The sequence below is a fragment of the Bacillus sp. CFBP9009 genome (assembly GCF_036541465.1).
GTDB lineage: Bacteria > Bacillota > Bacilli > Bacillales > DSM-1321 > Peribacillus.
Window position 1 is genome coordinate 394,812 of sequence record NZ_JAZHFU010000001.1, and the last position, 13,720, is coordinate 408,531.

The window sequence follows — 13,720 nt, forward strand, 5'->3', positions numbered from 1 at the left end:
TATGAAAAAAGCCACCGTAAGAATATTCGCTCCCATGAGCTGATATGTTACAGTGGCTTTTTTGTTTCAATCAAAAAATTGGATATTTATGTTAAATTATATATGGTATTATGTTTTTAACCTAATGTAACAGTGGAGGGGAGGAAAAGAATGCCTCATCATCTTAATCGAATTGTTGAAGACTTGGTTAAAGCAAGGTTAGAAAATTATTGGCCGGGTTTTGAACTTGTTGCGTATGCATTATATGATAAGAAAAATGTTTATGTATTCAATCATCCTAAATTCAGCAACAATCCACAATGTACATATCATACTTTAAGCTGGGATGTACAGTTTACTGGTGACACAATCATTATGTATGAAGAATATCCCACTGCAATTGTTAATATGGATTCGTATGAGGAATATGAAGATTTGTATTCAATACTGGTTCATGAAATATTTCACGGCTATCAGTATATAAAGGATGAAAAACGGTTTCCCGATGAAATGATGGGAATCACATATCCGGTGTCAAAAGAAAATGTGGAATTACGAAATCAGGAACGAACAAATCTTTATCGTGCGTTGTTGGAAAATAACATAATTAAGAAGAAACAATACCTTAATGCTTTCATTGCCCTAAGGGAAAAAAGAGCAGCCAAGATTGAAGAGTACCTAACATATGAAAAATTGGTTGAAACCATTGAGGGTCCTGCGTGGTATGTCGAATTGAGGGCTTACTCGGAAAAAAGCCCGCTTGATTACCATTCAGTTTTAAAAAAGTATGCACAACAACTAATAAACAAATATGAATCTACTTCTAGTATAAGAAGAAGTTGTTATAGTTCCGGTTTGTTTATGTGTTTGTTACTGGAGGAGCTTTCACCAGGCTGGATGGAAGGTTTTTTTGATAGAGAAGATATATTATATGACCTACTAAAACAGCAGTCCGGTGATTATATGGAGCATTCAATAGCTGATGTGAAAATAAGTTCTGAAACAGAGGAAGTCATTAATTTTGCTATAGAAAAGAGAATTAAAGCATTTGAAGAGTTTAATAAACAAGCAGGAATTCATCTATATATTGAAGGGGAAATAACTGCTGTATCCTTTGACCCGATGAATATCATCCCATTAGAAGATAGACTTTTACATAAGAGCTTTATAAAAGTAAGAATGAACAATCAAGATTTTTTTATTCAACAACCTGTTATTGCCCATATTGATAATGGAATTCAAAACATAAATAAATTACACCTGATATTAGAGGAAAGACCCATTGAAAACATTGATTCGCTTACAATTGCTGGTGTTGGAGAATTAAAGGGAAGATATAAGAAACAAGAAAATATCTTACATGTACTTATTTAAAATGAATTTCAAATTAAATTGGGTTTCAATCATCATTCCCATATTACTTTTTGCACCAAGACCTTAATTGGGCCAGACCCATTATCAAGAAAACGTAAATTTGATACTGAGCAGTATCATAACCATGCTGGGTATCCTTCTTTATTGTGGATATACCATCAGGAAAACCAAAAGTGGATAAAGTTAATGTTAAGCCTATGAAAAAAAGCATCGAACCTCCTATGACAGGAGGTCCGATGCTTTTTTCTTTTACATTTCAGCTTCAATTTTCAAAGATGATTCTACGCTGAACTGTTCCTTATCCAGGTCGCCCGTTATTTTACTAGTCAGAATACCGGAAGTCATGCTTCCGCTGACATTCACAGCCGTTCTTCCCATATCGATCAAAGGCTCGACGGAAATCAACAGTCCGGCCAAGGCGATTGGCAAGTTCATTGCAGATAATACTAGGATGGCAGCGAATGTTGCTCCTCCGCCTACACCTGCAACCCCGAAAGAGCTAATGGCCACGATAGCAATCAACATGGCTATAAATGAAGGCTCTAGTGGGTTGATTCCAACCGTTGGAGCGATCATGACCGCTAACATGGCCGGATAGATTCCGGCACAGCCGTTTTGACCGATCGACAAGCCGAAGGATCCGGCAAAGTTGGCAATACCTTCGGACACCCCTAGTTGTTTCTGTGTTTGGATGTTCAATGGCAGAGCTCCTGCACTTGTTCTTGAAGTGAAGGCAAACGATAATACCGGGAAAGCTTTTCTCAAATACACGATTGGATTCAATCCTGCAAGCATCAGCAATAGCAAATGGATGAGGAACATGACAATCAGTGCGACATAAGAGGCACCAACGAATTTCCCCAATTTCAAGATGGCATCCAAATCACTCGTAGCTACCGTCTTCGTCATGATCGCCAAGATCCCGTAAGGTGTTAAACGCAGGATCAATGTTACGACACGCATGATGATGCTGTGCAATGTATCTACTATTTTAGCAAAAAATTCAGCATGTTCAGGCTGTTTCCTTTTGACCCCTAAATAGGCAATCCCAAGGAATGCAGCAAAAATTACAACGGAAATGGTTGATGTCGGACGTGCTCCCGTTAAATCAAGGAACGGATTGGACGGAATCAACTCAAGAATTTGCTGCGGCATCGTTTTATCCTGAATCGTACCGTATGTTTCCGATATTTGATCCCCGCGGCTTAACTCCGCTTCCCCTTGCTCAATTTGAACGGCTTCCAAATTGAATACAGTTGCCGAGGTGATCCCGACAGCTGCTGCAATCGCAGTCGTTCCAAGCAGGATTCCGATGATCAGGACACTGATCTTTCCAATATTGCTAGTCAGTTTCAATCTTGTGAATGCGGATAAGATCGAAATGAAGACAAGCGGCATGACGATCATTTGCAGGAACTTGACATAGCCGGAACCTACAATGTTAAACCAATCGACTGATTTAACGATCGCCTCTGACTGAGGTTCATAGAAATATTGCAAAAGAAGTCCGAATACGATCCCTAAACCAAGTCCAGTAAAGACCCTTTTTGTAAAGGAAACATGCTTCTTATTCATGTAAAATAAAACGCCTAAAAGAACGAGCATTATGGCAAGATTTAAAAACACATAACCAATCATATATATTCCTCCTAATTCCGATTAACCAAATGAGAATAATGAATATCTGAAGACTATAATACATCATCCGTTGATTTTTTACCAGAAGAAAATAATTTATTTTTGACTTTTCAAGTAATTCATGTATTTATCTCTATTCTGGAACTGGATTAGAGGGAACAAAAAAGGGAGGACTGGAACAAGCTAAGTACAAATCTTCCATTATATACATTTTATCAGGAAGGATATGCGCTTGGTTTTCTTGAATGATATATCAGGCTGCATATGCTTAGCGTTTTTGAAAGGATGGAAGAATGATGGATATATACATTGACTGGCTTAATGAACAGGATGCACAAGCGTTATTTGCATTTGAATGTAATAATAGAAGGTTTTTCGAGCAAACGGTCCCAGGCCGGGGAGATGATTATTATAGCTTTGGAACGTTTGAAATTAGGCATAAGGCATTATTAAAAGAGCAGGAAGATGCTATCTCCTCTTTTTATTTGATTAAGGATGGTTCAGGCATAATCGTCGGCAGGATTAATCTTGTGGATATCGACCCGATTAATGGTACGGCTCATGTCGGTTATAGAATCGGTGAAGCGTTTACGCAAAAAGGGATTGCGAACGAAGCTTTAAAGCTTTTGGTTAATCTAGCGCCGGAATTAAATGTGACTCAAATACATGCCAAAACGACAAGCGACAATTATGCCTCCCAAAAGGTATTAGTGAAAAACGGTTTTGAACGGATTTCGATTAATGAGGAAATTAGTGCGGATACGTGTCAAAAGCTAACATTCTACCATTATAGTAAGAACTTATAAATCCATTTTCTTCTATATAATAGACCGCATTAAACCATATTTTAAATTGCAAAGGATTTAAGAGATGAAGCAATGAAGAAATGACCGCGAGATATTTTCCCGGCAAAAGAGCTCATTTACTTAAAAGGAGAAAGGAGAATATAATATGATAGAAGGTTTATATGAAGCCCATTTACCCGTCAAGGACCTGACCATCTCAATGGATTTTTATAAGAAAATAGGCTTGAAACTAGCTTGGAGGGATGAAGATACTGCCTTCTTTTGGATTGAGGAAAACAAAAGCTGGGTCGGCTTATGGGAAGGGAAAGAATATCAAACTCCATACCACCCTTCACTAAGGCATATCGCCTTTCGGGTATCCTATGAAAATATGAAAAATGCATTAAATTGGCTCCAATCTCTAAAAATAGAAGTCGTCCCTTTTGGAAAAAGGACATCGATTGAACCTTTTGTGCGTCCGAACCAAGGAAACGCTTCCGTCTACTTCAATGATCCTGATGGAAATAGTCTGGAACTTATGTGTTCGATAAAAGTCCCTGATGCATATAAGCATATGACCGAAAAACTTTCACTTGAAGAATGGGAAGAACTAAAGTCCATCTTATAGTAGAAAACAAAAAAATCTACTAGTATGAAACGATTGGTTTTATAGAACCAATTTTTAATAGAAGGAAGTGTAAGTATTGTTTAATCAATTAACGAATAACGATAGTATTCTTAATCATTTACGGGCAGACTGTGAGAATTGTTTTGGTTTGTGCTGTGTAGCTTTGCCTTATGCAAAATCTGCTGATTTTGCATTTGATAAAGATGGAGGTACACCATGTTCAAACCTGCAATCAAATTATCGTTGCGGCATCCATAAAAATCTCAGAGCAAAAGGCTTTCGAGGCTGTACGGTATATGAATGCTATGGTGCCGGTCAAAAGGTATCCCAACTTACTTATGATGGAAACGATTGGAGGAACAACCCAGCGTCAGCAAAGGAAATGTTCGATGTATTTCCTATAATGCAACAACTTCATGAAATGCTTTGTTACTTAAATGAAGCACTGAATTTAGAAGATGCGAAACCTCTTCATCGAGAATTGCAGGCTGCTTTTGAAGACACTGAATATCTCACTAAACAAAGTGCAAAGTCTATCATAGACCTGAATGTAACAGCTCATAGAGCGATCGTTAACGATTTACTTTTGCGCACAAGTGAATTGGTACGTGCAAAGGTTTCATTTAAGAAAAAACAAAAAAAACTGAACAAAATAGGTAGGGGAAGTGACCTTATCGGAGCAAAGTTGAGAGGTGCAGACCTTAGGGGAGCGAACTTAAGAGGAGCTTTGTTTATTGCATCCGACCTCAGAGAAGCTGACATGAGAGTGACGGATCTTATCGGTGCAGACCTTAGGGATGCTGATTTAAGCGGTGCCGATCTTACCGGAAGTTTCTTTATCACACAAGCACAAATAAACTCGGCTAAAGGCGATATGAAGACAAAATTACCGCCTTCTCTAAGTATTCCCGATCATTGGAGAAAAAAGGATAACTAAGATCAAAGCGAACTTCATGCAGAGCAATCCCCTCATGAATAAGAAAATTGTTTAATTCACGAGTAAAACTCCGAAACTCACGAGTAAAAGCGTCAAACTCACGAGTAAAAGGCCGAAACTCGCGAGTAAAAGCGTCAAACTCACGAGTAAAAGACCCAAACTCACGAGTAATGGGAAATTTTAATACATAGTGTATTGAACATCAATAGAGCAGAAACAATAATCTTTCAAGTAAATTAGTTTTGGCTTTAATCCGAAGCTTTTACAAAGAGTGAATTCTGACTAACATGCGATTCTTCATTAGGAAGGATCGTCTTTTCAAATTGGGCGGAAAATTTTCATTTTTTCATTTGACTCTGACGTTGCGTAATACCTTAAAGTAATTGATATCGAAAGGAGGGAAGCAGTGGCAATGAAAGTGAAAGAGCTAGCAGATTTAGTTGGCATTAGTGTGCGGACACTGCATTATTATGATGAAATCGGGTTATTATCACCAGAGGAAATAACCGATGCAGGTTATCGCCTTTATTCGAATGATAATCTTGAGATTTTGCAGCAAATCCTGTTTTTCAGGGAACTTGGCATGCCATTAAAGGAAATAAAACAAATGATAAGCAGCTCTTCGTTTGATAAACATGATGCGTTAAAGCAACATCAAAAAATGTTACTGGAGAAACGCAGTCAGCTCGATAAATTAATTAAGACGGTCGAAAAATCGATTAAGCATATGAAAGGGGAAATTCAAATGACGAATAAAGAAAAATTTGAAGGATTTGACTTCAGTCAGAATCCATATGAAGAAGAAGCTCGCAAGCTTTGGGGGGATAAAGCTGTCGATGAGTCGAAGGCTAAAGTGGCGGGCATGTCCAAAGATGCACAGAAAGTTGTATCGGAGATCTATTTAAAACTTGCGTCAATCCGAAATGCTTCGCCCAAGTCGGAGGAGGCACAAGAGGCCATTAAAGAATGGTATGATTGTTTGAACAATAACTTCGGCACATACTCGCTGGATGCTTTCAAAGGATTAGGTCAAATGTACGTGGACGATCAACGCTTCACCAAAAATATCGACCAATATGGTGAAGGATTGGCAAAATTCATGTGTGATGCGATGGGGCATTTTGCTGACGCTAACAAAAATTAAATCTCTAGATTGAGAAATTTCATGATGGAAGGTTGCTCCGGCAACCTTCTTATTTTGGAGCTAAAGGGACGGTCAGTTTAAGAAGTTGTATACTATAGTTATGTTAATATTTACAATATTCTTTATAGAGAATAGGGGGAAACTTATGGAATTTAGGAATGCCTCCTTTAACCTCGGGAAAATCAATAATGTTAATGGAAGTAAAGTGGCTGTTTTTAATGGAGATGCCATTTATACAAGCATCGTCACTAAACTTCGGGCCGCAGGTTGTGTTTTCGCCGAGGAAGAGGCCCGGTTGCTCATCATCGCGGCAGGGACAACGGCCGAACTGGCCGGGATGGTGGATAGAAGGATAGCGGGTTTGCCTCTTGAACACGTCATCGGGTGGGCGGAATTTTGCGGTAACCGGATAGAAGTTGATCTCGGAGTCTTCGTACCGCGCCGACGGACCGAGTTTTTAGTCCGCCAAGCGGCAGCACTCGCTATGCCAGGAGCCGTCGTGGTGGACTTGTGCTGCGGCACGGGCGCGGTTGGCTCCGCTGTGGGCGATGTTCTCGAAGATATCGAGTTGTACGCCGTCGACATTGACCCAGCCGCGGTGCGGTGCGCACGTCGTAACGTCACTTCAGTCAATGGTCAGGTATACGAAGGGGACCTCTATGAACCGCTTCCAGCCAATTTAAGGGGACGTGTTGACGTACTGGTCGCAAACGCACCATACGTCCCTACTGATGGAATCGGTCTACTACCCCATGAAGCGCGCATGCATGAGGCGAGGGTCGCATTAGACGGCGGGGCGGACGGGCTTGATGTCCAGCGAAGGGTGGCGGCTTCGGCAACACTTTGGCTGGCACCGGGCTCCCATTTGTTAGTCGAGACCAGTGAGCGGCAAGCGATGCAGACCGTAGAAATCTTTGCTAGATACGGGGTGATGCCACGGGTGGTAAAGTGTGAAGAACTGGACGCCACTGTCGTAATTGGAACCAGGCCCGCACTCTAAAGAAATGTTTCGGAGGCGCTTTTTCTTATAACGTTTGGAACAAAGAAGTTATGTCAAGGAAAAACCGTGACCTTCAAAAATCAAATTTTTTTTCAACAAAATGGGGCAATCCAGAAATAAAAAAATCAAGTCATCTCGAGGTATGGGTTAAAATGGAACTTTGGAAAATGAGTCAAAAGGTATCGGAGCTAAGCGATGTGATTCCTTATTATTTTTTTAGTCTAGTCTCATCCTGTCTATCGCTTTCCACGGTGATGGTTATGTTTAGCGAGGGTTCCTGGGGGATGCTTGGCATTATCGTGTTTTCTTTTTATATCATTATCCCTTATTTATTATTTGCTGTTCCGGTACAGGTCCTTTTCAATAAACATCCTAAAAAATTCAGTTTAATTTTTTTTTCCTTTATATTTTTTTCTCTTTGCTGGCTGTATTCATTTATAGTTCGGTGCTTAATTTTGACTTCAGCATGGAAGTTTTAACTATAAAGAATTACTATGCAATAAGCCTTTCTGCGGCATTGATTTTTTGGTTTTGGGACAAAGTCTTTTTGCAAAAAAAGAGATCTGCATCATAAAAGGGACCAAGGAAATGGTCCCTTCCCGACATTATTTCTTTAGCAAGTTTACGATTTCTTTAGCTTTTTCTAATGTAACTCCTTCAATGATACTGTTATTTTTTCGAACAGCCGTACCGAAATGATAGTGACCGGTATGCAGTTCGGAATGGATAGAAAGGATATTATCCTTATTTAAGCCGCTTCCAACCAGTATCGCTATGTCGCCGCAGACTCTTTTCATTTGTTGAATGATTTTCATGCGGCTGGGGAAATCCCCATGACCTCCTGAGGTCAATATCGTTGTGATTTCTGGATATTGTGCTAGCATTTTAGCTGAAATGACTGGGTCGTTTGTTTCATCGATGGCTCGGTGGAATGTAATCTCCAAACCTTCACATACCGTCAATAATTCTTCGAGATATGGTCGATTGATTTCATTATTTTCATTTAATGCACCCAATACAACCCCGTTCGCTCCCAGTGATCGAATGATTTCGATATCTTTTTTCATGATTTCAAAATCATTTTGCGTATAACAAAACGACTGGCTATGAGGCCTTACCATCACGTTGACTGGTATCTTTACTGAATTGACGACAGCTTCTATCAGGGCGTGGCTGGGAGTTAATCCCCCCTCGGCTAGAGAACTGACAAGCTCGATTCGGTCAGCGCCCGATTCTTCGATAATAATGGCATCCTCTATCGTTGTGGCAATGAATTCAATGTACATTGGATTATCCTTTCCTGCATGCAAGTGTTATAAGATTATTAAATCCATTAAGAATAGTAAAGTCAATTCATTAATAGATAGTTTTCCCTAGCTTTCCTCAAATGGAATATCTTTATTTCACTATTTATGAAACGAAATGAACATTCAAACGTATAAAAAAAGAATATATTCAATGGTATATTTGAAAGTGGAATGTTCGGCAGGGTAATTAAATGAAAATCATCATGACGGAGGTTATTTAATTGGATAAAGAAAGTAAGGAAATAAAGAAATCGAGGTTTTACAAAGTAGGGATGGGGTTCCTGATCATTTCCCTTCTCACTTGGATCATTCCTGTCGTAGCTCCTTTTACGCCATTTTCGACTGCGGTTAAAGCAGGGGTCATAACAGGTGCGATCGTCTTTGCGGAAGTCATGTTTTGGGCAGGCGCACTTTTGGTCGGGAAAGAAGTGGCTGCTAAATATAAAGGTTATTTAAACCCGAAAAATTGGAGAAAAGAAAAAGGATGAAGCTGTTTTTTATAAAAAAGGGCTAGGAGTGAAGCTCCATTGGAAACTGAGTTGTTGAAAGTTTTCGATTCCAATCGCATTCAAACCGGCGTGGCTTCGCGTGAGGAAGTACATAGATTGGGACATTGGCATGAGGTTTTCCATTGCTGGTTCGTGAGTAGGGAAGCGGGCGTGGATTACCTATATCTTCAGCATCGTTGTGCGCTGAAAAAAGATTATCCGAATCTATTGGATATTACGGCTGCCGGTCATTTGCTGGCTCATGAAACGGTATACGACGGAGTCAGGGAGATTAAAGAAGAAATAGGCATTGACGTTTCCTTTGACGAGTTGGTTCCATTAGGGATTTTTGAATACCATCAAACGAAAGAGGATTTCATCGACAAAGAACTGGCAAACGTCTTTCTATATGAAAGTGCACATAGCTTCGATGATTTCAACCTGCAGCCAGAAGAGGTTTCCGGGATAGTGAAGGTTGTGCTGAATGACTTCGAAGAGCTTTGGACCGGAGCGAAGGACAAAGTGAATATTAAGGGATTTGAAATAAATCACGAAGGCCGTAGGATGAAGATCGATCGATTTGTTGGACGGGATGAGTTCGTTCCGCATGATCTTTCCTATTATGAAAGCACCATTAGATTGATCAGAGAAAACCTCGCTTAATGAAAATAAAGTCCCGACAAAACGATTCGAGTTTTGTTGGGGCTTTTCTTTTTCTTGAAAAAAACTTTAAGTACATTGACCTGTATCCTTACCGATCAACGGCAGCCTATTGGCTCGTTTTGTCTCAGCTCGATACGCATATGTCCTTAGTTGTTACCTTATTTGTCCTGAATTGCTCATAGGGATAATGACTTTGTCTCTGTGCTGATTCAATTGATAAAGCGAGACATACCAGAATGTAATAGTGATGGCAGGCTGCAAGTTAAAGGAGAGCCTGTAATTTTCATGAACTAGGGAATTTATCACTTGTAAGAATATTACAAAATTGTAAGATGAACAGTGTATAAATTTTGTTAAGGGGATGAGTGAAATAATGAAAAAAATGGTTTTATGCATTTCATTTTTTGTAGCTTCTTTAGTCCTTTTTGGCTCCCTTGATTCTTTTGCGAGCAAAGCATCAGCAGAAACACATACCTATGATGGAAAAAGTCCTTACTATAATGGTTGTGCGAATAGTGCAGTCACGAAGAAGTCCGTGAAAATTTATGCCAACGGGGCTTCTGCCAATTTGGAGTTGAAATTCAGCACAACTTGCAAAACGGCTTGGGCAAAGATGACCCTAAGCAGACCGGCTAAAACGGATGGGGAGGCAACGGCATTGGTTGTCCGAAATACTGATAATAAACAATATAGCTGTGCATCTCCTGGAGGAAATGGAGAAATAAATAAAGGTCAAACGACTTGCTATACACCAATGGTATATGATTTAGATCCGCGAAAAGCAAAAGCGGTCGCTTTTTGGCCATATACAGCAGGTGAAACCGATTGGTATTAATGAAAAAGGAAAAACCTTCATCTATATTTTTGCAAAGAAAGGATGAATGTATTGAATAAAAAGCTTAAAATGATAGGTTTATCCATGGTGATGACACTGTCGATGTTTCTTGTCGACTTTGGTTTTGGAAAAAATCAAGCACTGGCCGAAACACACACCTATGATGGAAAAAGTCCATACTATAATAGTTGTGCAAGTTCGGCGGTAACGAAGGATAAAAAATGGATCGATTCCAATTCGTACGTAGAATTGAAATTCAGCACTGTCTGTAAAACCGCATGGGCAAAAGTGACCGTAACACGCCCCGCGGTATACAACCATGAAGCGGATGCCAGGATCGTCCGAAGTACTGATGGTAAGGCCTATACATGCGCCAGTTCTGGGGGCAATGGTGTTGTGAATATTGGGCAGACCTCGTGCTATACACCAATGGTATATGATTATGATCCGCGAAAGGCACAGGCCCAAGGGATACATGCGATACCTAATAGTGATGCATATAAAAAAGCGGTGACCATTTGGTACTGAAAAACAAAGGCAAAAAAAAGCATCCTTATAGTCGGATGCTTTTTTTTTGCGGTCAGATTGTACTCACGCTTTCATTTCTGCTTCCAATTGAAGTAGATATTTTTTCATCTCCGTACCTCCCCGGTAACCGGTAATGGCCCCGTTTTTTCCGATAACCCGGTGACATGGCACCGTGATCAGAATAGGATTGGCACCAATGGCCGTACCAACCGCCCGAACAGCTGCAGGTCTTTGGATGATTTGGGCAATATCGGAATAGGAACAGGTTTTTCCATAGGGGATTTGATTCAGCGCTGCCCAAATTTCTTGTTGAAAGGGCGTGCCTTTTACATCTGCGGGAAGAGAGAAAGCCTGCCTGGTTCCTTCGAAATATTCTTGTAGTTCTTTTAGATAGGGATTTAATGCTGTTTCATTTTCAACAAGGCTTGCCATTGGAAAGCGTTTTTGTAGCCAAGACTTCAGTTCTTCATACGTTTGACCCGGAGAGCCTACATAGCAAAGCCCTTTTTCCGTCTTGGCCACATATAATTGCCACTTATCATAATGCAATATGGCCCAGTCAATGGTTTGTTTTTTATCATTCTTCATTTCCTTCACGCTCCAAAGCTTGAGTTTTGAGATAAGCATTCCGATATCCTGAAGGGGTATTCCCCATTTTCCTTTTGAAGAGCGTCATGAAATAGGGTGTACTAGAGAAACCGACAGCCAAGCCTATTTCAGTTATCGGCTGTTCGGAGTTTTCCAGCAGCATCGTTGCTTTTTCAAGGCGAAGCCGTTGAATGTATTCAGTGGGCGATATCCCCTTCACGCGCTTGAATGATCGTTGTAAATGATAGGGACTGCCGTGAGAAATATCCGCCAATTTGTTCAAAGTGAGGGGTTCGCTGTAATGGGTGTCGATCCATTCGGCTATTTGTTCAACCCATTCTTCCGTCGGCAAATTCAGTCCTTCCGGTTTACATCGTTTACAAGGCCGGAAATCTTCTTCCAAAGCCATCATGGCATTTTTGAAAATCTTCACATTTTCCTTATTCGGCACCCTGGATTTACAGGAGGGCCTGCAAAAGATGCCTGTCGTAATTACTCCGTATAAAAAATGATCATCATATGCTGCATCACAATCTATAATAGCTTTCCAATATTCATTCGGGAAAGGATTCACTACATTCACCTCTTCATTTAGTATACAAGAAAGGGTTGATATACAAACATTTTGATAATATAAAAGCAAGATAAAGTAATTGTTCGAGTTAGGGGAGATCACTATTGGTCTGTTAAAATAATGGAGTTGGATGAAGGAAAGAGCAAGATAACGTACTCACTTTTCATTAGAATAAAGCTAAAGGAGGAGCGGAATGAAAGAGACATTATCAAATGATGAAGGCAAGACTGAATTGAGAATTCATGCACCAAAAGAGTTCAGTTTTTCGGAAAATCTTAAATACTTATCAAGATCCTCCAATGAATGTCTTTTCGATATTGTTGATCAAAAAATTTATCGAGCACTTGTTGTCGAAAACGAGACTCTTTTAATAGAAATCAGTGCGATGAATGAAACGGAGCTGACCGTTCGGTTTCCAGGACGAACTGCAACGATGGATAATAAGGTAAAGGATGCTGTTTTCCAATACATTCGTCACTGGTTCGATCTTGAGACAAATCTGCTTCCTTTCTATGAGCTCGCCCATAATGACCCTATATTGCAAAAGCCGGTAAGCCAATTCTTCGGTTTGAGAAATATGGGCATCCCTGATTTATTTGAAGCGATTGCCTGGGGAATACTTGGTCAGCAGATAAACTTGACCTATGCCTATACCTTGAAACGGAGGCTTGTGGAGGGATTTGGTGATTTTGTTGAATTTGAGGGAAAGCAATATTGGCTGTTTCCGGCGCCTGAGGTGATCGCGAAATTGACGGTCGAAGATTTTGCCGATTTGAGGATGACGGTGAAGAAGTGTGAATATTTAATAGGTGTTGCTCAACTGATTGCAGAAGGGGAACTTACTAAAGAAAAGCTGTTGAATGCAAAGAATGTAAAAGAGGCTGAAAAAATGCTGACCAAAATACGGGGAATCGGTCCGTGGACAGCGAACTATGTCTTGATGCGCTGTTTGCGTTTTCCAGCAGCCTTTCCCATCGATGACGTCGGGCTGCATAATTCCATTAAACTGGTCATGCAAACGGAAGCAAAACCAACGAAAACGGAAATCCTGAAACTTTCGGAAGCGTGGGCCGATTGGGAATCCTATGCGACCTTCTATTTATGGAGATTGCTATATTGATTCCTATTTTCGGAGATAAAACAGCAAGTATCGTCGATATATCTCCATTTTCGGAGATAAAACAGCAAGTATCGACGATATAATTCTATTTTCGGAGATAAAACAGCAAGTATCGACGATATAATTCTAATT

At 40.1% G+C, this 13,720-nt stretch carries 16 protein-coding genes; 12 read left to right on the plus strand and 4 right to left on the minus strand.

The features are described from left to right. The first annotated feature begins 150 nt into the window (after nt 1-150). Nucleotides 151-1,353: a hypothetical protein gene (locus V3595_RS02065; protein ID WP_485905257.1), complete on the plus strand. Its 1,203-nt coding sequence runs from the start codon at nt 151-153 to the stop codon at nt 1,351-1,353. 249 nt (nt 1,354-1,602) lie between these two features. Here the strand turns inward: V3595_RS02065 and V3595_RS02070 are convergent, their stop codons facing one another. Continuing rightward, on the minus strand, nt 1,603-2,991 hold the full coding sequence (locus tag V3595_RS02070; protein WP_485905258.1) for an L-cystine transporter: 1,389 nt from the start codon (nt 2,989-2,991) through the stop codon (nt 1,603-1,605). A 296-nt stretch (nt 2,992-3,287) separates the two neighbouring features. Here V3595_RS02070 and V3595_RS02075 point away from each other — a divergent pair, with 296 nt between their 5' ends. From V3595_RS02075 to V3595_RS02100, 6 genes are all read left to right on the plus strand, one after another. After that, entirely contained in the window at nt 3,288-3,797 is a 510-nt protein-coding gene (locus tag V3595_RS02075) for a GNAT family N-acetyltransferase (RefSeq protein ID WP_485905259.1), read from the plus strand. 145 nt (nt 3,798-3,942) lie between these two features. Beyond that, complete coding sequence (locus tag V3595_RS02080; RefSeq protein ID WP_485905260.1) at nt 3,943-4,404, plus strand: VOC family protein; 462 nt, start codon at nt 3,943-3,945, stop codon at nt 4,402-4,404. Nucleotides 4,405-4,480: 76 nt separating this feature from the next. Further along, entirely contained in the window at nt 4,481-5,341 is an 861-nt protein-coding gene (locus V3595_RS02085) for a pentapeptide repeat-containing protein (RefSeq protein WP_485905261.1), read from the plus strand. A gap of 406 nt (nt 5,342-5,747) precedes the next feature. After that, on the plus strand, nt 5,748-6,485 hold the full coding sequence (locus V3595_RS02090) for a MerR family transcriptional regulator (RefSeq protein ID WP_485905262.1): 738 nt from the start codon (nt 5,748-5,750) through the stop codon (nt 6,483-6,485). A 205-nt stretch (nt 6,486-6,690) separates the two neighbouring features. Then, nucleotides 6,691-7,485, plus strand: a complete 795-nt coding sequence (locus V3595_RS02095) for a putative protein N(5)-glutamine methyltransferase (RefSeq protein WP_485905699.1) — start codon at nt 6,691-6,693, stop codon at nt 7,483-7,485. A gap of 167 nt (nt 7,486-7,652) precedes the next feature. Further along, entirely contained in the window at nt 7,653-7,964 is a 312-nt protein-coding gene (locus V3595_RS02100) for a UPF0715 family protein (protein WP_485905263.1), read from the plus strand. Between the two features lie 126 nt (nt 7,965-8,090). Here the strand turns inward: V3595_RS02100 and V3595_RS02105 are convergent, their stop codons facing one another. Continuing rightward, nucleotides 8,091-8,771 carry a copper homeostasis protein CutC gene (locus V3595_RS02105; protein WP_485905264.1) on the minus strand — a complete coding sequence of 227 codons (681 nt, stop codon included), beginning with the start codon at nt 8,769-8,771 and terminating at the stop codon, nt 8,091-8,093. Between the two features lie 242 nt (nt 8,772-9,013). On the opposite strand from V3595_RS02105, the gene V3595_RS02110 reads away from it, so the two are divergent. From V3595_RS02110 to V3595_RS02125, 4 genes are all read left to right on the plus strand, one after another. Then, entirely contained in the window at nt 9,014-9,280 is a 267-nt protein-coding gene (locus V3595_RS02110; protein WP_230176643.1) for a transporter suffix domain-containing protein, read from the plus strand. Nucleotides 9,281-9,319: 39 nt separating this feature from the next. Next, nucleotides 9,320-9,943: an NUDIX hydrolase gene (locus tag V3595_RS02115; RefSeq protein WP_485905265.1), complete on the plus strand. Its 624-nt coding sequence runs from the start codon at nt 9,320-9,322 to the stop codon at nt 9,941-9,943. A 373-nt stretch (nt 9,944-10,316) separates the two neighbouring features. Next, entirely contained in the window at nt 10,317-10,778 is a 462-nt protein-coding gene (locus V3595_RS02120) for a YjfA family protein (protein ID WP_485905266.1), read from the plus strand. Nucleotides 10,779-10,862: 84 nt separating this feature from the next. Continuing rightward, a complete protein-coding gene (locus V3595_RS02125; RefSeq protein ID WP_202190598.1) occupies nt 10,863-11,306 on the plus strand; it encodes a DUF2690 domain-containing protein in 444 nt (147 codons plus the stop codon). A gap of 63 nt (nt 11,307-11,369) precedes the next feature. Here V3595_RS02125 and V3595_RS02130 read toward each other — a convergent pair whose 3' ends face one another. Next, nucleotides 11,370-11,894, minus strand: coding sequence for a methylated-DNA--[protein]-cysteine S-methyltransferase (locus V3595_RS02130; RefSeq protein ID WP_485905267.1), 525 nt, complete (start codon nt 11,892-11,894; stop codon nt 11,370-11,372). Further along, a complete protein-coding gene (locus tag V3595_RS02135; protein ID WP_485905701.1) occupies nt 11,884-12,492 on the minus strand; it encodes a bifunctional transcriptional activator/DNA repair enzyme AdaA in 609 nt (202 codons plus the stop codon). The genes V3595_RS02130 and V3595_RS02135 overlap by 11 nt, the downstream gene beginning before the upstream one ends. A gap of 169 nt (nt 12,493-12,661) precedes the next feature. Here V3595_RS02135 and V3595_RS02140 point away from each other — a divergent pair, with 169 nt between their 5' ends. Then, the gene (locus V3595_RS02140; protein WP_485905268.1) at nt 12,662-13,588 is read left to right on the plus strand and encodes a DNA-3-methyladenine glycosylase family protein; all 927 of its coding nucleotides are present in this window, start codon (nt 12,662-12,664) and stop codon (nt 13,586-13,588) included. Nucleotides 13,589-13,720 lie beyond the last annotated feature (132 nt).